Source organism: Pseudomonas monteilii, assembly GCA_001534745.1.
GTDB classification, from domain to species: Bacteria; Pseudomonadota; Gammaproteobacteria; order Pseudomonadales; family Pseudomonadaceae; genus Aquipseudomonas; species Aquipseudomonas alabamensis.
In genome coordinates this window covers 4,470,652-4,492,444 of sequence record CP013997.1, presented here as the reverse complement: position 1 = coordinate 4,492,444, position 21,793 = coordinate 4,470,652, and the positions used below count along the sequence as shown (strand labels likewise).

Sequence of the window (21,793 nt, the reverse complement as noted above, 5' to 3'; positions counted from 1 at the left end):
TAGCGAATGGGAAGAATCGGAATTCGATTCCAGCCACAGTTGGGCGGAGACAGGGCGTGCATGCGTGCACCGGTCATCATGGAAAGTGCCTTCGTTGCGGACGCTCAGCGCCTGGCAGGCGGCGATGATCAGCATCCGTGCATGGATGTGCACGAAGAATGAAGAGCCGGCTAAGGTGCTGCTATCGGAGCCTACTTAAAATTCCGTGGGAAATTTCTTGGGGCCTGATGGCACGACAGACTTGAAGTTGCGCAATTCGAGGTTGAAGTTTCCCCACTATGTGAAAAGTAATCATCGACGTGGCTTGGGTACATCAATGCCCTCTCATATTTTGGCGCTATCGATATAAGAAATTAGATTATCCAAAGCGATGCCTTCTCCTGCCTGCCGTCGGAATTTTTGTTATAACTTGGAACCACGACGACCCCTTCAGGTAGATTACGGCCTTCCACGGTCACGGAGAAAGGACGAGCGCCACGATGTCATCGACTCAAGCCTCCAGCTGGCAACCGACGTATCCCCCTTCCCTCGATTTCGGCCTGCAGCACACCCCTGAACAACTCGTGGCATCGATGCAGAGCACCATGGCCCAGCACCGTGGCGGCCCGGTCTGGCTCTTCGCCTATGGCTCGCTCATCTGGCGGCCGGAGTGCAAGTCCCTCGAGCGTCAGCGCGCACGTGTGCATGGTTATCACCGTGGGCTGTACCTGTGGTCCCATGCGCACCGTGGTACGCCCGAGCAACCCGGCCTGGTGTTCGGCCTGGATCGGGGAGGGTCGTGCAGTGGCGTGGCCTACCGATTGGATGAGGCCGACCTGGAAGCCGCCTTGTTGGCCTTGTGGCAGCGTGAAATGCCTTACCCTGCCTATCGCCCTCACTGGCTCAATTGCCGACTGGCCGATGGCACGCGTATCCAGGCGTTGGGTTTCGTGCTGGAGCGGCACTTGCCCTGCTACGCTGGAAACCTGCCCGATACCTTGCTGAGCCAGATCCTGGCCACGGCCAAAGGGCACTACGGCACGACCCGTGAATACGTGGAGCAGACGCTCGATGCCTTGCGCGTGCATCAGATGCCGGACCGCAGCCTTGAGGCACGCTTCCGTCGGTGCCATGGTCTGCTCCAGGCCTGATCGGGCCGTCGACCTCCTGCTTTGCCGGTTGCCGCCGATAACAGGGCAGGTCGGTGTGTCTCGGGTATGCTGACGTCATTTGCATGAGGAGCGAACGTGAACGCGCGGATCTTGTTGGTACTGGCCCTGTTGTTGCCAGGCGTGGCCCTGGCGGCCGAGGAAGAGAAAGAAGGCGCGCCCAAGGTCGCCTACATCACCCTGACCCCGCCCCTGGTGGGCAATTACGCGCTTGATGGCGGGCCACGCCTGCGCGTCTACAAGGCCGATGTGGCGTTGCGTGTTACCGGGGATGCGGCAGCGGCGGCGGTCAAGCACCACGAGCCGTTGATTCGCAACCAGCTGGTCGGCCTGTTCGCCCAGCAGGGCGTGGATGACATGAGCTCGGTCGAGGCCAAGGAAAAGCTTCGTCAGGAAGCGCTCAAGCAGGTCCAGCAGGTCCTCGAGACCGAAGAAGGCAAGCCGATCGTCGAGGACGTGCTGTTCAACAACCTGATCGTCCAGTGATCACGTCGCGAGCGCCAGGATCGCCTGCCACTGCTCGGCAGTAACGGGCATCACCGAAAGACGACTGCCTTTCTGCACCAGTGGCAGCGCCGCCAGCGCGGCCTGCTGCTTCAGCAAACCCAGGGGTAGCACGCGTGCGAACGTGCGTACGTGGCAAACATCCACGGCGCTCCAGGGGTTCTTGTCCACACTGGCCTTGGAGTCGAAGTAGGGACTGTCAGGTGCCAGCGCACTTGGGTCGGGATAGGCCGCAGTGGTCACCCGGGCGATGCCGGCGATGCCCGGCTGCGGGCAGCTGGCATGGTAGAAAAAGCACTCGTCGCCTGCGGCCATTTCGCGCAGAAAGTTACGTGCCTGATAGTTGCGTACGCCATCCCAGCACGCACCGCTCGAGCGGGCCAACGCCTGGATGGAAAGCTCATCGGGCTCTGATTTCATCAACCAGTAAGTCATCGCGCAGTCCTGACATTATTTGAAATAACTCGTTGCATCAAACCGACAGTCGGTTGACGCCAGCATTTGATTGTCGACTCGGGTTGTCGGAGAATGCGCCCGTTTTCAGGGCTACGCACCTGCGGCCATCGTGGACGTGGGGCGAATCAGTTTGCCCGAGGGGGGCAATCGATGAACCGACGCAAGACGGATCCACTGTGGATCCTGGTGCTGATCTTTGGCCTGGGTGTGGTCACCACGGGCTATGCGCAGAGCTTTCTGGAGCGCAAGGTAGACGCCTCGTACCAGGCGTCCGCGGTGCAAGATCAGTCTGTGCGTTGAGTCGCCCCGCCCGTGCCGGTCATGCCGGCACCAGGTACCATTCACGGTCCGAGACCGTCCCCGTCAGCGGTACATCCCAACTGGCCTGAGTCAGCCGCTCGACCTTCTGGCATTCATGGGCCAGCCCCAGTAGCCGGGGTTTCTTCCACGTCGTCCGACGTTGCTGGTAGGCCAGGCTGCGATCGTAGAAGCCACCGCCCATCCCCAGGCGTCCGCCGTGTTCATCGAAGCCCACCAGGGGCAGCAGGATCAGGTCGAGCGCCCAGGTCGGACGCTGGCGCCTGCGGTTGATCACAGGTTCCGGAATGCGAAACCGGTTGCGACGCAACGACTCGCCACGTTCGAAGCGCTGGAATGCCATGCGGGTGCGTGGCCAGGCATGCAGGACCGGCAGATAGACGTGCTTGCCACGACGCTGGGCCTCGCGCAGGAGCGGGCGCGGATCGATCTCGCCATCGTTGGGTAGGTACAGAGCGATGTGCCGGGCGCGTCTGAACAAGGGGTGCTGGGCCAGCTGGCGGTACAGACCCTGTGACGCCTGGTGCTGTTCAGCGGGTGTCAGGGCACGGCGCGCGGTGCGCAGCAGGCGGCGTAGCTGAGGGCGGGTGAGCGGCGCGGTGTCGGTCATGGCACGGGCGTCTCGGGGCAGTGCTGGCGCAGCCTGCGCCAGATAACAAGATGCCCGCCACAAGGGCGGGCATCGGCGTATTCAGGCTCCCCGGTAAAACCGCTGTCGGTGTAGCCCTTGAACCCGAAAGTTCAAGGTGGAGGTTGCCGGACGCTTTAAGGCTTTCCGTCGAGCGGACATGCACACCAGCACCACGTGCAACCCCCGTGGTTGTGCGTATCGGCTCAGGGACATAACCGACTGGCGCATCCACCAGGGAGTGTGGCCAGTATACGCAGATTCAAACGCTTTTTGCATCCGGGTCGTCGGTCAGCGCCTGGTCGACCCGCTCCAGCAGATCGCGGACCTGCTCGCGGGACGTGCCCGTGGCAGCCACGTCCGGACGGTCCTGCTTGTGCAGCAGGTCATGGGTAATGTTCAGCGCAGCCATCACCGCGATGCGGTCGGCACCGATCACCTTGCCGCTGCTGCGGATCTCGCGCATCTTGGCGTCCAGGTAGCGGGCGGCGCTGACCAGGTTGTTGCGCTCCTCGGGCGGACAGATGATCGAATAGTCCTTGTCGAGGATCTGCACGGTGACGTTGTTGCTTGAACTCATGAGTCTTGCTCCAGGGCCCTGAGACGCAAGATCATCGATTCGACCTTGCGCCGGGCGGTCTCGTTCTTTTCGATGAGATGGGCGCGCTCTTCGCGCCAGGATCGTTCCTGCGCTACTAGGAGTGCATTACGCCGTTTTAGTTGCTCCACACGCTCGATCAGCAGCTCGAATCGGCTCATCAGCGCTTGCAGCTCGTTCTCTTGCATGGATGGCACTCGCTTCGCTCCGTCGTCACGTCCCCGGCGATGATGCCCCGGATCGCGCGCTCACGGCCAGTGCCGATAGTGTGCCGCGCGTGCCGGTGCTAGGATACGAGACCTTCATTCTAGTCATTGCGCCGCCTGGCGCCTAGTTGCCCATGCCCAATACCCAATCGCCGTACACCGCCTTCGCCGCCTTGCTCAGCAGCAATGGCCACCCCGTTTCACCTGCCGAACTGCACGGCCTGCTGCTCGGTCGCAGCTGCGCGGGCGCCGGTTTCGACGCCGAGGCCTGGCTGGCCGATGCCGCCGCACTGCTCGAGGTCGAGCCGCAGGACACCGTGCGCAATGCGCTGGTCGGCCTGCAGGAGATGGTCAAGGCCGAACTGACCGGCGACGACATCGCCATCGTGCTGCTGCTGCCGGGCGATGACGCCCCGCTGAGCGAGCGCGCCATGGCCCTGGGCCAGTGGTGCCAGGGCTTCGCCGCCGGCTTCGGGCTCAATGCCGGGGGCAAGGAGCTCAGCGAGGAGGCGCGCGAGGTGCTTCAGGACTTGGTGGCCATTTCCCAGGTCCAGGATGCGCTGGAAGAGTCCGAGGACGGTGAAAGCGACTACATGGAAGTCATGGAGTACCTACGCGTCGCGCCGCTGCTGCTGTTCTCGGAGTTCGCCAAGCCTGCCCAGGCCGCCGAGCCTGCCGCCAAGCCGTCGTTGCACTGACACCCGAAGGGGGCGTTCCAGCCATGAGCCGGATTCCGAAGGCCGAGTATGTCCGTCGTCGCAAGGCGCTGATGGCGCAGATGGTCCCTAACAGCATCGCCATCCTGCCTGCGGCGGCCGTCGCCATCCGCAACCGCGACGTCGAGCATGTCTACCGGCAGGACAGCGATTTCCAGTACCTCAGCGGCTTCCCCGAGCCGGACGCGGTGATCGCGCTGATCCCGGGCCGTGAGCATGGCGAGTACGTGCTCTTCTGCCGTGAGCGCAACGCCGAGCGCGAGCAGTGGGACGGCCTGCGTGCCGGCCAGGAAGGCGCCGTGCGTGATCATGGTGCGGACGATGCGTTTCCGATCGCCGACATCGACGAGATCCTGCCGGGCCTGATCGAAGGCCGTGAGCGTGTCTACAGCGCCATGGGCAGCAACCCCGAATTCGATCGGCGGTTGATGGACTGGATCAACGTGATCCGCTCCAAGGCCCGCCTGGGTGCCCAGCCGCCGAACGAATTCGTCGCCCTGGATCACCTGCTGCACGACATGCGGCTGTACAAGTCGGCGGCCGAGGTGAAGGTGATGCGCGAAGCAGCCGCCGTATCGGCGCGTGCCCATGTGCGCGCCATGCAGGCATGCCGTGCCGGGTTGCATGAGTACAGCCTCGAAGCCGAACTGGATTACGAATTCCGCAAGGGCGGGGCGAAGATGCCGGCCTACGGTTCGATCGTGGCGGCCGGGCGCAACGCCTGCATCCTGCATTACCAGCAGAACGACGCCGTGCTCAAGGACGGTGACCTGGTGCTGATCGATGCCGGGTGCGAGCTCGATTGCTACGCCAGTGACATCACCCGCACCTTCCCGGTCAGCGGGCGCTTCTCGCCGGAGCAGAAGGCGATCTATGAACTGGTGCTCGAGGCGCAAGCCGCCGCCTTCGCGCAGATCGCGCCAGGTCGGCACTGGAACCAGGCCCATGAAGCCACCGTCCGCGTGATCACCGAAGGCCTGGTGCGTCTCGGCCTGCTCAAGGGCGACGTGCAGACGCTGATCGACAACGAGGCGCACCGCGCCTTCTACATGCACCGTGCCGGCCACTGGCTGGGCATGGATGTGCACGATGTGGGCGACTACAAGATCGGCGGTCAGTGGCGGGTGCTCGAACCCGGCATGGCGCTCACGGTCGAGCCGGGGATCTACATCGCCCCGGACAACCAGGCCGTGGCCAAGAAATGGCGCGGCATCGGTATCCGCATCGAGGACGACGTCGTGGTGACCAAGCACGGGTGCGACATCCTCACCACAGGTGTGCCCAAGACCGTGGACGAGATCGAAGCCCTGATGAGCGCCGCGCGTGGAGCTGCCGCATGAGCCGCTTCAGCCTGGCGATCATCGGTGGGGGCCTGGTCGGTGCCAGCCTGGCCGTGGCGCTGCAGGCCGGTGCCAAGGCCCGCGGCTGGTCGATCGTGCTGATCGAGCCCTTCGCCCCGGGCGACAGCTACCAGCCCAGCTACGATGCGCGTTCCTCGGCCCTGTCGTTCGGCACCCGGCAGATCTACGAACGACTCGGTCTGTGGCAGACCATCAGCCATCGCGCCGAGCCGATCCGGCAGATCCAGGTGTCCGACCGTGGCCGTTTCGGCTCTACCCGGCTCGACGCGCTCGAAGAGGGCGTACCGGCGCTGGGCTATGTGGTGGAGAACGCCTGGCTCGGGCAGTCATTGTGGAAGGCGCTGGACCCCGAAGTGGTCAGCTGGCGTTGCCCGGCCGAAGTCACCCGGATGAGCGCCATCGAAGGCGGTTATCGCCTGCAGCTGAATGACGACACGCACCTCGACTGCGACCTGGCCGTGCTGGCCGACGGCGGTCGCTCGACGCTGCGCGAGCAGCTGGGCATTCACGTCCATCATCGCCCTTACGACCAGCGTGCCTTGATCGCCAACATCACCCCAGGTGAAGCCCATTGCGGGCAGGCCTTCGAACGCTTCACCGAGCAAGGCCCGATGGCCCTGCTGCCGCTGCCCGACAACCGCTGCGCCCTGGTCTGGACCCGGGCCGGCAATGACACGGCGCGCCTGCTGGAAGTGGACGATCGCGCGTTTCTGGACGAACTGCAGGGCGTCTTCGGCTACCGCTTGGGCAGGCTGCAGCAGGTAGGCGCACGGCATGTCTACCCGCTGGCCCTGATCGAGTCGGATGAGCAGGTCCGGCCCCATCTGGTCGTGCTGGGCAACGCGGCCCATAGCCTGCACCCGATCGCCGGGCAAGGGTTCAACCTGTCCCTGCGCGACGTGCAGTCGCTGGCCGATGCGCTGTTGACGGGTCCTGCGGTGCCTGGGGATCTGGCGACCTTGCAGGGTTACCGCCAGCGTCAGACCCAGGACCAGGCGTTGACCATCGGTTTCTCGGACCAGGTCACGCGCCTGTTCGGGACCGACCAGCCCCTGCTCGCCGCCGGGCGCAACCTGGGGCTGCTGGCCCTCGACCTGCTGCCGCCGGCCAAACGCTGGTTCGCGCGCCAGGCGATGGGGTTGGGCACGCGTCCCGACCCACGGGGCGAGCGATGACAGAACCGCGCCAGCGCGTCTGGCGTGCGCGCCTGATGCGCTGGATGATCAACCTTTACCCGCCGTACCTGGGTGCCGGCATTCGTGTGCAGTCCATCGGGCCTGACCTGCGCAGCGCCAAGGTGCGGATGAAGCTGACGTTCTGGAACCGCAACTACGTCGGCACCCAGTTCGGTGGCAGCCTGTATTCGATGGTCGATCCGTTCTACATGCTGCTGCTGATCGAACAGCTCGGACGCGACTACATCGTCTGGGACAAGGCGGCCAGCATCGACTTCATCGCCCCGGGCAAGGGCCCGGTCTTTGCCGAGTTCCACCTCGACGATGCCCTGCTCGACGACATTCGCCGACACACCGCAGGCGGCAAGAAACACCTGCCGCGGCTGCAGGTCGATATTCGCGACGCCTCCGGCGAACTGGTCGCCCGCGTCGATAAAACCCTCTACGTGCGGCTCAAGCCGCGAGCAAGGCAGGCATAAGGCATGGAAACGCGCGCGGATCTGGTAATCGTCGGAGCAGGCATGGTCGGCAGTGCGCTGGCCCTGGCCCTGCACCGCAGTGGGCTCGACGTACTGCTGATCGACGGCGGGCCCTTGTCGGTTGCGCCCTATGAGGCGTCGATGCCGTTCGAACCGCGTGTCAGCGCGTTGTCGGTGGCCAGTCAGCGCATCCTCCAGCGCCTGGGTGCCTGGGAGGGCATCGAGCGTCGTCGTAGCTGCCCCTACACCGACATGCAGGTCTGGGACGGCAGCGGCACCGGTCAGATCCATTTCTCCGCGGCCAGCGTGCACGCCGACGTGCTCGGCCATATCGTCGAGAACCGCGTGGTCCAGGACGCCTTGCTCGAATGCCTGCAAGATAGCGACGTCAGTCTGCTGCCAGGCGCGCGTCTGGAGCAGTTGCGCCACTCGGGGGACGACTGGCTGCTGACCCTGGCGGGCGGTCGACAGGTGCGCACGCCGCTGGTGGTGGCCGCCGACGGCGCGCGCTCGGCGGTCCGGCTGTTGGCGGGGTGCGAGACCCGCGAGTGGGATTACCTGCACGAGGCCATCGTGACCAGCGTGCGCTGCAGCCAGTCGCACCAGGCCACGGCCTGGCAGCGCTTCACCGATGAGGGGCCGCTGGCGTTCCTGCCTTTGTCGCGCGAAGCGAGCGAAGGCTGGTGCTCGATCGTCTGGTCGACCACGCCCGAGCAGGCCCGAGCGGCCATGGCCCTGGACGATGCAGGTTTCTGCCGGGCGCTGGAGCAGGCCTTCGAGGGGCGTCTGGGTCAGGTGCTGCATGCCGAGGCCCGGCTCTGTGTACCGCTGCGCCAACGTCATGCCAAGCGGTACGTGGACAACGGCCTGGTCTTGATCGGGGATGCCGCGCACACCATCCACCCACTGGCAGGTCAGGGCGTCAACCTGGGGCTGCTGGACGCGGCCGTGCTGGCCGAGGAGCTGCAGCGTGCGCAGGCCCGAGGTGAACGTCTGGCGGACGAGCGTGTACTGAGCCGGTACGAGCGCCGACGCATGCCGCACAACCTGGCGCTGATGGCTGCCATGGAAGGGTTCGAGCGCCTGTTCCAGGCCGATCCGTTGCCCCTGCGCTGGTTGCGCAACACCGGCTTGAAATGGGTCGATCGGCGTCCCGAGGCCAAGGCCCTGTTCGTGCGTCAGGCCCTGGGCCTGAGCGGGGACCTGCCTGAGCTGGCGCGCCGCTAGCCTCGGCATCGCAACATCCCGTAACGGCTTGCCCAGACGGGAAGCTTTGTCCGGCAAATGGGATTGACTACGATTTGCGCCTCTGTGAATCGACGAGGAATCACCATGCTGTCGCGCACGTCCCTCCTGGCCACTCTAACCGTGCTGCTCTGGGGCAACTCTGTCCAGGGGGCCGATGAAATCGTGGTGTATTCCTCGCGTATCGACGAGCTGATCAAGCCGGTCTTCGACGCCTACACCGCAGAGACCGGCGTACCTATCACCTTCATCACCGACAAGGAAGCCCCCTTGATGCAGCGCATCAAGGCCGAGGGGCAGAACAGGGTGGCCGACCTGCTGCTGACCGTCGATGCCGGCAACCTTTGGCAGGCCGAGCAGATGGGTATCCTGCAGCCCATCGAATCGCCGGTGATCGAGCAGAACATTCCTGCCCAGTACCGCGCCGCGTCCCATGCATGGACGGGCCTGAGCCTGCGCGCGCGCACCATCGCCTACTCCACCGAACGTGTCGATCCGGCCTCGCTGAGCACGTACGAAGCCCTGGCCGACAAGGCGTGGGAAGGGCGGCTGTGCCTGCGCACTGCCAAGAAGGTCTACAACCAGTCGCTGACCGCCACGCTGATCGAAAACCATGGCGAGCAGAAGGCCGAACAAATCGTCACGGGCTGGGTGAACAACCTCTCCACCGACGTGTTCTCCGACGACACCGCCGTCTTGCAGGCCATCGAGGCCGGGCAGTGCGATGTGGGTGTGGTCAACACCTATTACTATGGGCGCCTGCACAAGCAGCAGCCGGATCTGCCGATCAAGCTGTTCTGGCCCAACCAGGGTGACCGGGGCGTGCACGTGAACCTGTCCGGCATCGGCCTGACCCAGCATGCACCGCATCCGGAGGCCGCCACCAAGCTGGTCGAATGGATGACCGGTGCCCAGGCGCAAAAGCTGTTCGCCGACATCAACCAGGAATTCCCCGCCAACCCCAAGGTCGAGCCCTCGGCCGAAGTGGCCGCCTGGGGAACGTTCAAGGCCGACGACATCCCGGTCGAGGTGGCCGGCAAGCGCCAGGCCGAGGCGATCAAGCTGATGGACCGGGCAGGCTGGCGCTGAGTCATGCCTGTCTGCCGCGACGCGCATGCTGCTACGGGTGTGGGAGTACCTGTCTTTTTTCTACTCGGTACATGCCCGACCCTATGGGCTGATGCGTGGGCCTACCTGCGATGCAGGCGGCGCCTGACCGGACGCTATCGCGGGCAAGCCAGCTCCTATCCAGACCTCTGCAGCCGTCGGTGTAGCCATGGCTGCGCAAGCAGCTTGTGCAGGCTGTGTGAAAACTCTGAGAGCCGGTACAGAGATCAAAAAACGACCGGAAAAACGCAACGCTACGTGATTCCTGGATTCGTTTGTCCCACAAACATTCCTAAAATCCACGTAGCGACGCGTACTTCGAGTTTGTCGCCGAGTTTTCACACAGCCTGTGTGGGAGCGGGCTTGCCCGCGATTGCCGCAATGAGGTGCGTAAGCCCACCGCTGCCAGGACAGCCCCCGCTCTGCGCCACGCTGCCTTTCCATCACTGAGGTTCACCCTTGCCCTCTTCGCCTCATCGCCGCTGGTACCTCCCCGTCGCGCTCATCGCCAGCCTGGTGCTGCTGCCGTTGAGCGTCCTGCTGCTGTCCTGGCAGACCCTCGACCTGGGCATCTGGTCGCACCTGCTCGAGACGCAGATGTCCCGCCTGCTGGGCAATACCTTGATCCTGGTGCTGGGCGTGGGTACCGGCGTCACGCTGCTCGGCGTCAGTCTGGCCTGGCTCACCAGCCTCTGCGAATTCCCCGGGCGGCGCTGGCTGGACTGGGCGCTGATGCTGCCCTTCGCCATTCCCGCCTACGTGCTGGCCTTCGTCTTCGTCGGCCTGCTGGACTTCGCCGGCCCCGTGCAGAGCGCGCTGCGCGAGCTGTTCGGCCCCCTGCGTCTGCCGCGTGTGCGCTCGACAGGTGGTGTCATCACCGTACTGGTGCTGGTGTTCTACCCCTACGTCTACCTGTTGGCGCGCAGTGCTTTCCTGGCCCAGGGCAAGGGCCTGATGGAGGCGGCGAGGGTGCTGGGGCTTTCCCCCTGGCAAGCGTTCTGGCGGGTGGCGCTGCCCATGGCGCGGCCGGCGATCGCCGCCGGGATCGCCCTGGCGCTGATGGAGACGCTGGCCGATTTCGGCGCCGTGGCCGTGTTCAATTTCGACACCTTCACCACGGCCATCTACAAGACCTGGTACGGCTTTTTCAGCCTTTCCAGCGCCGCGCAACTGGCCAGCCTGTTGCTGTTGCTGGTCGCCTTGCTGCTCTACGGCGAACGTCGGGCGCGTGGCCCGATGCATGCTGCTCAGGAACGCGCCCGTGACCAGGCCCTGTACCGGCTGCGAGGGTTCAAGGCCTTCATGGCCAGTGCCTGGTGCCTGCTGGTGTTCGCCTGCGCCTTCGTCATCCCGGTGCTGCAACTGCTGGCCTGGCTGTACACCCGTGGCCGGCACGACCTCGACGAGCGCTACCTGGGCCTGGTCCTGCATACCCTCTACCTGGGCGCACTGGCCGCGCTGATCACCGTGTCCGTGGCGTTGCTGCTGGCCTTCGCCAAGCGCCAGGCCCCGACGCGCGGTATCCGGGCAGGGGTCGGCCTGGCCAACCTGGGCTATGCCTTGCCGGGGTCGGTCCTGGCCGTGGCGATCATGCTCGCCTTCAGCTACCTCGACAATCACGTGATGATCCCGCTGTTCCGTGCGTGGGGCGGCGCTGCGCAGCCGGTCCTGCTCGGCAGCCTCACGGCGCTGTTGCTGGCCTACCTCATCCGTTTCATCGCCGTGGCCCATGCGCCGCTCGAAAGCAGCCTGGCGCGCATCCGCCCGTCCTTGCCACAGGCCGCCCGCAGCCTGGGCGTCGCGGGGCCTCGTCTGTTCTTCAAGGTCTACCTGCCCTTGCTGCTGCCCGGTGCGTTCAGCGCTGCCTTGCTGGTCTTCGTCGACGTGCTCAAGGAAATGCCGGCCACCTTGCTGATGCGGCCCTTCGGCTGGGACACCCTGGCGGTACGAATCTTCGAAATGACCAGCGAGGGTGAATGGGCGCGCGCGTCATTGCCTGCCCTGACGCTGGTGCTGGTCGGCCTGCTGCCGGTCATCGGCCTGATACGTCGATCGGCCCAAGGACACGGCACCGCTCGCTGAGGGTGCCAGCCCGTGGTCATGCCGCTACAATGCGCGGCATTTGTGACGGCAGGTCTTACAACGAATGATGACAAGGTTCTGTCATCCACTGCCTTCACCCTGCTTGGAAGGAGAAACCCATGGGACAGCGCACGCTCCTGCATGACTGGCATCTGGCGCTCGGCGCCAAGATGGTCGATTTCAGCGGGTGGGATATGCCGCTTCATTATGGTTCGCAGGTCGAAGAGCATCACCAGGTCCGCGACGATTGCGGCGTGTTCGACGTTTCCCACATGACCATCCTCGATGTCAGCGGCCCTGGGGCCACGGCGTGGCTGCGCTACGTGCTGGCCAACGACGTCGCCCGCCTGGATCGCCTCGGCAAGGCGCTCTACAGCCCCATGCTCGATGAGCGCGGCGGGGTGGTCGATGACCTGATCGTCTATCGCACCGAAGGGGGCTATCGGCTGGTGACCAACGCCGCGACCCGCGACAAGGTCGTGGCTTGGCTGCAACGTCAGGCCGAGGGTGTCGAGGTGAGCCTCGAACCGCGGCCCGAGCTGGCGATCCTGGCAGTACAGGGTCCCCACGCCCGCGCCAAGGTCGTCAGCCTGGTCAGTGCGGCACGGGCCAAGCTGATTCAGGCGCTGCACCCGTTCGAAGGGCAGGCCGACGGCGACTGGTTCATCTCGCGCACCGGCTACACCGGCGAAGACGGGCTGGAGATCATCCTGCCCGGCGAGCAGGCCCCGCAGCTGTTCAACGACATGATCGGCGCCGGTATCGCGCCCAGCGGCCTGGGCGCCCGTGACACGCTGCGTCTGGAAGCCGGCATGAACCTGTACGGCCAGGACATCGACCAGGCCCATACGCCCCTGACGTCCAACCTGGGCTGGAGTGTCGCCTGGGAGCCGAGCGACCGTGACTTCATCGGCCGCGCCGGTCTGCTGGCCGAGATCGAGCAGGGCGTGCAGGACAAGCTGGTCGGCCTGGTGCTCGAAGAGCGCGGCGTCTTGCGCGCTCATCAGGTGGTCCGCGTCGCCGGGGTTGGCGAAGGGGAGATCACCAGTGGTAGTTTCTCGCCTACGCTGAACAAGTCGATCGCCCTGGCCCGGCTGCCCATGGCCAGCCGTGACCGCGCCGAGGTCGAGATCCGTGGCAAGTGGTACCCGGTGCGCGTGGTCAAGCCGACGTTCGTGCGCCATGGCAAGATCCTGATCTGAACCTATCCCGGCGGACCGCCGCTGATTCAAACGAGGAAGTAGACACATGAGCAATATTCCCGCCGAACTGCGTTTCGCCGAAAGCCATGAATGGGCACGCCTGGAAAGCGACGGCACCGTCACCGTCGGCATCAGCGACCACGCCCAGGAAGCCTTGGGCGACGTGGTGTTCGTCGAGCTGGCCGAAGTCGGCAAGACGTTCGCTGCAGGCGATCAGGCTGGCGTGGTCGAGTCGGTGAAGGCCGCTTCGGACATCTACGCCCCGGTCGGCGGTGAGGTCATCGCGGTCAACGATGCCCTGGCTGACGCGCCCGAGCAGCTCAACGAAGAACCCTACGGTGCCTGGATCTTCAAGCTCAAGCCCAACGATACCGCCGAACTGGACAAGCTGCTGGATGCAGCCGGTTACAAGAGCGCGATTGGCGAGTAAGTGAGGCCTGGCAGGCGTTCAGGCGTCGTGAGCAGCGACCTGTCTCGACCTTGGGCCGCTCAGGCTCGAACCATTACCTGCTTGCGCGTGGCCTGTACGGTTCTGCCCATCAGGTGACCGCTCGATGCATCGAAGAAGCCCCTGCCAGCCTGCGCTGTGCGGGGGCTTTTTCGTATTGATCCGTCAAGCAGGGAGACGGGCAAGAAAGCAGGCCGAAAATCTTACTTCAGTGGTTTATTTTTCGAATATTTCATATTGAAGGACAATTAATAGCCAATCCTGCCGCTTTATTCACAACTTTCTGAGCGCATGCAGCCTCCTCGCAGGGCAAAACGCAATCCTTAGCCACCCCTTTCATCATAAATTGGATCCAATGCTTTAGTCTGCGACCCACTTCCGGGCCGTCACACGCTTCCACAGGCAAAGGAGAGCGCCGCCATGATGTTGAAAGACCCTTCCACCAAATACCGCCATTTCGAGGTAGTCGACCTGCCCGATCGCACCTGGCCCAACAACGTGCAGCAAGCGGCGCCGACGTGGTGCAGCGTCGACATGCGCGACGGTAATCAGGCGTTGATCGAACCCATGAACCTCGAACGCAAGCGCCGCTTCTTCGACCTGCTGGTCAAGATCGGCTTCAAGGAGATCGAGGTGGGCTTTCCGGCAGCCTCGCAGACCGATTTCGATTACGTGCGCGAACTGATCGAAAGCGGCGCCATCCCCAACGATGTCACGATCCAGGTCATGACCCAGGCACGAACCCATCTGATCGAGCGTACGTTCGAGGCGCTCAAGGGTGTACCGCGCGCGATCGTGCACGTCTACAACGCCACCGCCCCGGTGTTCCGCGACGTCGTGTTCGGGGTCGATCGGGCAGGCTGCATCGACATCGCCACCCAGGCCACCCGCGAGATCAAGGCGCTGATGCAGGCCCACCCAGAGACCCGGTGGACGTACCAGTATTCGCCGGAGACGTTCTGCTTCACCGAACCGGACTTCGGGCTGGAGATCTGCGACGCGGTCATCGCTGCGTATGAACCGACGCCCTCCAACAAGATGATCCTCAACCTGCCCACGACCGTGGAGGTGGCGACCGCCAATGTGTTCGCCGACCAGATCGAGTGGTTCTGCCGACAGGTGAGCCAGCGTGACAGCGTGATCATCAGCGTGCATCCCCACAACGACCGGGGCACCGGGGTCTCCACGGCCGAGCAGGCGTGCCTGGCAGGCGCCGAACGCGTCGAGGGTACCTTGTTCGGCAACGGCGAGCGCACGGGCAACGTGGATATCCTGACGTTGGCCATGAACCTCTATACCAGCGGTATCAGCCCAGGCCTGGACTTTTCGGACATCGGCCACGTTCAGCGCGAGGTCGAGCACTGCAACCAGCTGCCTACCCACCCACGTCACCCCTACGCGGGCGAGTTGGTGTTCACTGCGTTCTCCGGCTCCCACCAGGACGCCATCAAGAAAGGGTTCGCGCACCAGCGCGCCAACCCGGGAGGGTACTGGCAGATTCCCTACCTGCCGATCGATCCGGCCGACATGGGCCGCAGCTACGAGGCCGTGATCCGGGTCAACAGCCAATCAGGCAAAGGCGGGGTGGCGTACCTGCTGGAGCAGCAGGGCATCGTGCTGCCACGTCGCCTGCAGATGGAGTTCAGTGGCCTGGTGCAGCGTGTCGCCGATACCGAGGAGTGCGAGGTGACCCGCGACATGATCCTGTCCTGCTTCGACGCGCATTACCTGCAGCCGGGCAAGCCCTACACCCTGACCCCGCCCAGGCTGACCCAGGAAGGCGCCAGTACGTGCGTGAGCGCGCAGCTGGTCTTTGAAGGCGGCCGTCTGCCTGTGCGCGGTGAAGGCAACGGACCATTGGCCGCCCTCGTCGCTGCGTTCAACGCCTGCGGCTTGGCCTTCGACATCGCGGATTACCATGAGCACGCGATACACGAGGGCGCCCAGGCCGACGCGATGGCCTATGTGGAGATCCGCATCGACAACCAACGGCTGTTCGGTGTCGGCAGAGACAGCAGCATGCTCCAGGCATCGTTGCAGGCGCTGGTCAGTGCGGTGTGCAGGGCGACTCGGCAGGGCCTGCTCGCGCACGTGCGGGATGGAGCGGTCATGGTCTGAAGCGCGGGGGAGCAGGGGTGTAGGCACGCACGGCGAGCATGGTCTGAAACGAAAAAACCGATCTTGCGCTGGGTCTTGTACGACACGCTGTGTTTGCTCGACCTAGCGTGGGTGCTGCGGTGCGCTGCGATTTGCCTGGGTACCTCGTGGTGCTCAAGCTCTTCACGCTTTTGCACACGGGTGTGTGCGGCATCGGCGTACCCGCCTTTTCTTCACCTGGTAGCAGTTCGGCGGCCTGTGTGAAATCGGCTACATGGGTGCGGCGTTACTGACGTGGTGGAGCAGCCTGATCCACATCGGCACGGATATACGCTCATGCCCAAAAGGTTTTGATTGCCTTTCTTTATCTAGCGCATCTCGGAGGCGCGCTGGCCGTCCTTCTTCGAACTCGGCGCGTGGGTGTGATTTCATACAACGCTTCTTCCATCGCCGGATCTCCGAGAGGAAACCAGTTCTGCAACAGATGAATACGCAGCAGAGTTTTTAGTGAATCGCTACTTCATCTGTGTGCTAAAAACATACAGATGACGACTCTATGTGAATGCTAAAAGCATACAGATGACTGCTACAGGTTCGCACCTGAATAGTGCATGAAGCGATGGACGCAGGAGGGCGTCTTGGTTGTTACATTTTTTTCATTGCCAAGTAATTTTTTCTGTCATACCGTTTTTGGCGTCAGTAGGGCTCATAATAAATAAGGCACACGATGCATACTAATTATTCGTTGAAAAGCCTTACGCTTCTTATATGGATAGTGAACCTGTGCGCCATCTATGCGTCCACGTTGAGTTATGTCTTTCTGTCTTATTATACCTACAAGGAAACCGGCAACCTGTTGTACTCGCAAGTCGTGCTATTTGCACCGATGGTGTTGCCTGTCTTATTTGTCGGGCAGATTTACAAACTGTCCGATAGCGCCTCTCCGCGCGCATTGTTGCTGTTCTCCAATGCCTTGGCGTTGGCGGTGGCCGTGCTGGTTTATTCATTACTGCCGACCGTCATAGGGGTTGCGATCATTGGCAGCATCGCCATTGGAGGGCTGGACGCGTTGCAGAGGGTGGGCCGAATCGTTGCCATCAAATGCTATTTCAATTCAGCCAATGTCGAATCTACCGTTCCGTTGACCCTGACCGCACAGTTCATTGCCGGTGGTATCGCCGGTGCTACGATGGCATTGATCAAGGGCGATATGATGCCTTGGCACGTGCTGGCCATCACTGCCGCATTGTTCGCCATAGCCGCCTTTGCGGCCTTTCTACTACCCCGCGCGGAACGTCCGACGAGTACCACCGTGCCGTCGTCTACGGCGCTGATCGAAACGTTTGCGGATCTACTGAGAGCCCGACCGGCATTGTGCCGTAGTTTTTGGAGCTTTATTCTTTTCGTCAGTCTGTATCAAGGCTTCTTCAACGTATCGCGGATCACGCTGCCGGCTCATGTCCTAGGCTTGTCGGAGAGCTATGTGGGTCTGCTGCAAGCGGTCAACAGCGTGGCCGCCTTGTTCGGCGCGATTCTTTACTACACGTTGAACAAGCGTGGACACAAGCTGGCGCCCTTTTTCATGGCAGCCGCCAGCGCACTGTTCATGGTGGCAGCTGCCTATGGCGAAGGTCTGGCCTCCAGCTACAGCGCTTACTTTTTCTACATCTTTTTCTTTGAACTGGCCTTTTTCAAATTGCAATCCGACGTCGTGCTGACGGCGCCGGCCGCTGCCATGCCACTGGTTGCGTCGGTGCAGTATGCGGGCGTTTATGGCGGAATGATGATAACGATAGTGTTGGGCTCACTATTGGTCGAGCACATCGGATTGCTATGGACCAGCGTCATTTTTGTCATGTGCTATTTGGCGGCCGCTCTACTGCTTTCGTTCGGTTTAAGGCCTGCCGAGCACGTTATTCGATAGGGGCTTCACCATAATAAGTAAGTCGTGAGTCCATGCGTTAGAAGGCGTGATAGGACTCAGTATACTGGTGTTTTTGCAACAGGTTCAGCACCCCTCCCACGCTGGCCTTTATGGCGGTTGTTTTTTCGCTCTGCGGCTATTTCCCCTCTCACCTAAAACGGTACGGAGCGCTTTATGAAACACGTCGTCTTGGTCGACAGCACGGTCAGTGGTCTGCTCGCCTTCGAGGCTGCCAAACGCCTGGGTTGTCATGTGACCTTCATTCACCCGCGCGATGCGTCTTTTCTGACAATATCGGTCAAGGGAGATCACTCGAAAATCGAGCCCTACCTTGAACACGTCGATGACTATGTTCGCATCGATTCGCTTGAGGGAGAGGAATTTCACAATCTGCTGGTGCAGCTCCACGGCATTCGAAAAATCGATGCACTGCTCTCTACGTCTGAGGCAGCGATTGTTGCCGTGGCCCGGGAAGCCGAGTGGCTCGGTACGCGTTATCCAAGACATGAGCACCTTTGCGATGCTGTTTACAAAAGTCGTCTGCGTGAACGCTTGCGCGACAATAACGTACGTTCCCCCGACTTTCAGGTCTTGAGCGAAAGCCAATTGGCCGAAGGTACGGCGCCCCGGTTGGCGTTGCCGTTCGTGATCAAACCCACACGTGGTTTTTCCAAACAGTTTTCGGCGATCTGTTTTACCCAGCAGGATTTCGACGCATTCGTTGAACATATCCGCCAGGCGCGTGCTGATTCCGATCCGATGATCAATGCGCTGGTCAGCCGCGACTATGTGATCGAGCAATACGTGAACGGTACGCTGCATTCTGTCGAAGCCATCGTCCAAGACGGGGTCGTGTCGTGCTACGCAACGACCATTCGCTTCCGCGCCGATTACAACGAGATGCTCGAGATGACGGCCACCATGCCCTCGGGGCTGGACACGGCCGCGCGCAATGGATTGAAGGCCTACGTCCAGCAGGTCTTCACTGTCTTGAAACTGGATATGGGGCTGTATCACGTCGAATTGCTTCGTGATGATGAAGGCCCCTGCCTGGTGGAGATCAATGCCCGCATGATGGGCAGCGTCGCACCACAGATGTATCGGATGCTCACCGGTATTGATCCATTCGACATGCTGATCCGTCTGCACTTGGGGGAAACCCTCGAGATTGACGACTCGCTGATTGAAACTACGGGTACCGTGGTCACGATCGCCTCGCGATATGGCGGACGAATTGCCGATGACTATGACCCTCGTCTGTTGCAACCGCTGCTGGACAAGTACGACATTACGTTCTGTACCGCCCATGTCGTTCCTGGTCAGCAGGTGAGCGTCTACACCGGCAATATTGGAACCATTGGCCATGTCATCGTGCTCGATGACTGCCCCTATGCTGCTGCAAACAAAGGCAACAAGTTCTTGGCCGAACTGTCGTTGCTGTATGGCAACGAACTGGCGAAATATACCGGTCCTGAGTTGGCGTAAGTGATTGTTGGACCGGTTCTGGCAAGGAGGAATTTGTTATCGATCGAGACAGAATCTGCGAAATCTACCAGCGTGCCAAGGCAATGAGCTGAGAGACAACAATGGCCCCTGTCGATTTCGCTTTCAATCATACGTGCCCAGACTAGGGCGCCGGCTGTGGTTTCGAAGGCTTGCGCTGGGCTGGACAGCCCTTATGGCGAATTCGCGCTTTCCACGGATGTTCGCCACGGCTCCTGATAAAGGCCATTTAGACCATCCCCGCCACCCTTGGGTGCGGCAAATCAATGGCAAAAGCGGCTTTCAGGACTAGGACAGGCTTCTGTCAGAAGCGCTAACCCCTTGTGACACAAGGGGAGGAGAAGATGGCGCACTCGGCGGGATTCGAACCCACGACCACTGCCTTCGGAGGGCAATACTCTATCCAGCTGAGCTACGAGTGCAACGGGGCACGATGATACCCATCTTGGCGGGCGACGTCCATCGCCTTGATGGGTATACGGTTTCTTCGCAACCGCCTCGAACCTTCGGGTCATCGACAGCCCTTCGAGAGCAGCCCATGACCCGAAAACCGACCCTGCCACGGCCTCAGACCGTGTGCAGGTACCAGTTGTACTCCAGGTCCGAGATCGAGTGCTCGAACTCTTCCAGCTCGCTTTCCTTGCAGGCCACGAAGATGTCGATGTACTTCGGATCGATGTACTTGTTGAGGATTTCGCTGTCGTCCAGCTCGCGCAGGGCATCGCGCAGGTTGTTCGGCAGGCTTTGCTCGAGCTGCTCGTAGGAGTTGCCCTCGATCGGCTTGCCTGGGTCGATCTTGTTGGTCAGGCCGTGGTGCACGCCGGCCAAGACCGCTGCCATCATCAGGTAGGGGTTGGCATCGGCGCCTGCCACACGGTGCTCCAGGCGTACCGCGTCGGGCGTGCCGGTCGGCACGCGCAGGGCCACGGTGCGGTTGTCCAGGCCCCAGCTCGGTGCGTTCGGCACGTAGAACTGCGCACCGAACCGACGGTACGAGTTGACGTTCGGGCACAGGAACGCCATCGAGGCGGGCAGGGTCTCGAGCACACCGCCGACCGCGTGACGAAGCGCGGCGTTCTGCTCGGGATCCTCGCTGGTGAAGATGTTGTTGCCATCCTTGTCCAGCACGGAGATGTGCACGTGCAACCCATTGCCTGCCTGGCCCGGATAGGGCTTGGCCATGAAGGTGGTGTCCATCTCATGGTCGTAGGCGATGTTCTTGATCAGGCGCTTGAGCAGGACGGCATAGTCGCAGGCCTTGAGCGGATCGGGCACGTGGTGCAGGTTGACTTCGAACTGCGCCGGGGCGCTTTCCTTGACGATCGCGTCGGCAGGAATGCCTTGTTCCTTGGCGCCTTCCAGAATGTCCTGGAGGCAATCGGCGTATTCGTCCAGGTCGTCGATCAGGTAGACCTGGGTCGACTGCGGACGCTTGCCGGAGATCGGCGAGCGGGGTGGCTGCGGACGGCCGTTCACGTTCTCCTGGTCGATCAGGTAGAACTCCAGCTCGAACGCGGCGCAGATGGTCAGGCCCAGGTCGTCGAACTTGCTGACCACCTGGCGCAGCACTTCGCGCGGGTCGGCGAAGAACGGCGCGCCTTCGATCTCGTGCATGGTCATCAGCAGCTGCGCGGTCGGGCGCTTCTGCCAGGGCTCGTTGGACAGGGTATCGGGGATCGGATAACAGATCCGGTCGGCGTCGCCGATGTCCAGGCCCAGGCCCGTGCTCTCGACCGTCGAGCCGTTGATGTCCAATGCGAAGAGCGAGGCGGGCAGGTTGATGCCTTTCTCGTACACCTTGTGGAGGCTGGTGCGCTCGATGCGCTTGCCACGCACCACACCATTCATATCTGCAATCAGAAGGTCAACGTAGAGAACCTCAGGATGTTCCTTAAGGAACGCGTTCGCTTCGTTAAGCTGAACGGCACGCGGGGGTACCGACATGATGCAACACCTTTGTTGTTAAAAATATCAATCAAACGGGGCTTGCAAGCCCAGTCAATCGGAAAGAGGGCGCCAAGTCAAGCGCGCGGGGGGATGCCCCAAAATGGCATGCAGCGGGCATTTTTGCTGCAATTCGGGGCGCCTGCAAGGCCTATCTCAACACCCAGACGAAGAACGTCATCTATTTTTTACGCACACGTTGTGTAAAAAAATGAACAAGGCTAAGCTTCGATTCAACCCATAATAGTCATAATAGCGAGGGTTGAATGATACGCTCGTCATCGCGCGCCACCCCCGGCCGCGCCACAGGCCATGCTCTTTCGAGGGCCTATCCAGGTGCCCTGCCGGATACGCTTTGCATGGGGTCGTCCGTGACCGGAATAATTGACGGGCCGGCCCTGTCGTCGTCCTCGTTCTCCCCTCGCCACCTTCCGCCCGCGCAGCCCCGCGCCGCACGCCAGACACCTCCCGCATCGATCGGCCGACGTGTTTGCCCCTGCATCCGAAGGCACTTTGCTTTCGTCACGCGCTCCATCCAGAATCCAATGGCGGGCTCGTCCATGCCGTGTCGCATGCGCTGACCATGTCGGTCGGCGCCTGCCGTCAGTCGCGTCCGGGCCTTGGGTCCGGATCAACATGACCTCCTGAGGTA

At 62.3% G+C, this 21,793-nt stretch carries 19 protein-coding genes, 1 tRNA gene and 1 other RNA gene; 14 read left to right on the top strand and 7 right to left on the bottom strand.

Features of this window, described 5'->3' with window-relative positions:
- The first annotated feature begins 479 nt into the window (after positions 1–479).
- Together APT63_19255 and APT63_19250 are read left to right on the top strand one after the other, a co-directional pair.
- On the top strand, positions 480–1,130 hold the full coding sequence (locus APT63_19255; protein ID AMA47601.1) for a calcium transporter ChaC: 651 nt from the start codon (positions 480–482) through the stop codon (positions 1,128–1,130).
- Between the two features lie 96 nt (positions 1,131–1,226).
- Positions 1,227–1,634, top strand: coding sequence for a flagellar basal body-associated protein FliL (locus tag APT63_19250; protein ID AMA47600.1), 408 nt, complete (start codon positions 1,227–1,229; stop codon positions 1,632–1,634).
- Here APT63_19250 and APT63_19245 read toward each other — a convergent pair whose 3' ends face one another.
- The 5 genes from APT63_19245 to APT63_19225 form a co-directional block, all read right to left on the bottom strand.
- Positions 1,635–2,087 carry an EVE domain-containing protein gene (locus APT63_19245; protein AMA47599.1) on the bottom strand — a complete coding sequence of 151 codons (453 nt, stop codon included), beginning with the start codon at positions 2,085–2,087 and terminating at the stop codon, positions 1,635–1,637.
- A gap of 340 nt (positions 2,088–2,427) precedes the next feature.
- Complete coding sequence (locus APT63_19240) at positions 2,428–3,036, bottom strand: 5-formyltetrahydrofolate cyclo-ligase (protein ID AMA47598.1); 609 nt, start codon at positions 3,034–3,036, stop codon at positions 2,428–2,430.
- Positions 3,037–3,119: 83 nt separating this feature from the next.
- Positions 3,120–3,298: non-coding RNA, 6S RNA (gene ssrS, locus APT63_19235), on the bottom strand.
- 18 nt (positions 3,299–3,316) lie between these two features.
- On the bottom strand, positions 3,317–3,634 hold the full coding sequence (locus tag APT63_19230) for a cell division protein ZapA (protein AMA47597.1): 318 nt from the start codon (positions 3,632–3,634) through the stop codon (positions 3,317–3,319).
- Positions 3,631–3,840 (bottom strand): hypothetical protein, encoded by a 210-nt coding sequence (locus tag APT63_19225; protein AMA47596.1) that lies wholly within the window; start codon positions 3,838–3,840, stop codon positions 3,631–3,633. Before APT63_19225 ends, APT63_19230 begins: the two co-directional genes overlap by 4 nt.
- Before the next feature lie 152 nt (positions 3,841–3,992).
- Between APT63_19225 and APT63_19220 the strand changes: the two genes are divergently transcribed.
- The 12 genes from APT63_19220 to APT63_19165 all read left to right on the top strand — a co-directional run bounded on the left by APT63_19220 (position 3,993) and on the right by APT63_19165 (position 19,179).
- Positions 3,993–4,556, top strand: coding sequence for a hypothetical protein (locus APT63_19220; protein ID AMA47595.1), 564 nt, complete (start codon positions 3,993–3,995; stop codon positions 4,554–4,556).
- 23 nt (positions 4,557–4,579) lie between these two features.
- The gene (locus APT63_19215; GenBank protein AMA47594.1) at positions 4,580–5,914 is read left to right on the top strand and encodes a Xaa-Pro aminopeptidase; all 1,335 of its coding nucleotides are present in this window, start codon (positions 4,580–4,582) and stop codon (positions 5,912–5,914) included.
- On the top strand, positions 5,911–7,110 hold the full coding sequence (locus tag APT63_19210; protein AMA47593.1) for a 2-octaprenyl-6-methoxyphenyl hydroxylase: 1,200 nt from the start codon (positions 5,911–5,913) through the stop codon (positions 7,108–7,110). Before APT63_19215 ends, APT63_19210 begins: the two co-directional genes overlap by 4 nt.
- Positions 7,107–7,589 (top strand): tetrameric acyl-CoA thioesterase, encoded by a 483-nt coding sequence (locus APT63_19205; protein AMA47592.1) that lies wholly within the window; start codon positions 7,107–7,109, stop codon positions 7,587–7,589. The genes APT63_19210 and APT63_19205 overlap by 4 nt, the downstream gene beginning before the upstream one ends.
- Before the next feature lie 3 nt (positions 7,590–7,592).
- Positions 7,593–8,816: a 2-octaprenyl-3-methyl-6-methoxy-1,4-benzoquinol hydroxylase gene (locus tag APT63_19200; GenBank protein ID AMA47591.1), complete on the top strand. Its 1,224-nt coding sequence runs from the start codon at positions 7,593–7,595 to the stop codon at positions 8,814–8,816.
- 105 nt (positions 8,817–8,921) lie between these two features.
- On the top strand, positions 8,922–9,923 hold the full coding sequence (locus tag APT63_19195; protein ID AMA47590.1) for an iron ABC transporter substrate-binding protein: 1,002 nt from the start codon (positions 8,922–8,924) through the stop codon (positions 9,921–9,923).
- Positions 9,924–10,400: 477 nt separating this feature from the next.
- Positions 10,401–12,023 (top strand): iron ABC transporter permease, encoded by a 1,623-nt coding sequence (locus tag APT63_19190; protein ID AMA47589.1) that lies wholly within the window; start codon positions 10,401–10,403, stop codon positions 12,021–12,023.
- Between the two features lie 119 nt (positions 12,024–12,142).
- Positions 12,143–13,225, top strand: coding sequence for a glycine cleavage system protein T (locus APT63_19185; GenBank protein AMA47588.1), 1,083 nt, complete (start codon positions 12,143–12,145; stop codon positions 13,223–13,225).
- A 46-nt stretch (positions 13,226–13,271) separates the two neighbouring features.
- On the top strand, positions 13,272–13,655 hold the full coding sequence (locus APT63_19180; protein AMA47587.1) for a glycine cleavage system protein H: 384 nt from the start codon (positions 13,272–13,274) through the stop codon (positions 13,653–13,655).
- 438 nt (positions 13,656–14,093) lie between these two features.
- Positions 14,094–15,791, top strand: a complete 1,698-nt coding sequence (locus APT63_19175; protein AMA47586.1) for a 2-isopropylmalate synthase — start codon at positions 14,094–14,096, stop codon at positions 15,789–15,791.
- A gap of 865 nt (positions 15,792–16,656) precedes the next feature.
- On the top strand, positions 16,657–17,694 hold the full coding sequence (locus APT63_19170; GenBank protein AMA47946.1) for a hypothetical protein: 1,038 nt from the start codon (positions 16,657–16,659) through the stop codon (positions 17,692–17,694).
- Between the two features lie 174 nt (positions 17,695–17,868).
- Positions 17,869–19,179 (top strand): hypothetical protein, encoded by a 1,311-nt coding sequence (locus APT63_19165; GenBank protein ID AMA47585.1) that lies wholly within the window; start codon positions 17,869–17,871, stop codon positions 19,177–19,179.
- Positions 19,180–19,542: 363 nt separating this feature from the next.
- Here APT63_19165 and APT63_19160 read toward each other — a convergent pair.
- Both APT63_19160 and APT63_19155 read right to left on the bottom strand, forming a co-directional pair.
- Positions 19,543–19,619: transfer RNA gene (locus tag APT63_19160), tRNA-Arg, on the bottom strand.
- Positions 19,620–19,764: 145 nt separating this feature from the next.
- Positions 19,765–21,141 carry a gamma-glutamylputrescine synthetase gene (locus APT63_19155; GenBank protein AMA47584.1) on the bottom strand — a complete coding sequence of 459 codons (1,377 nt, stop codon included), beginning with the start codon at positions 21,139–21,141 and terminating at the stop codon, positions 19,765–19,767.
- Between the last annotated feature and the right edge of the window lie 652 nt (positions 21,142–21,793).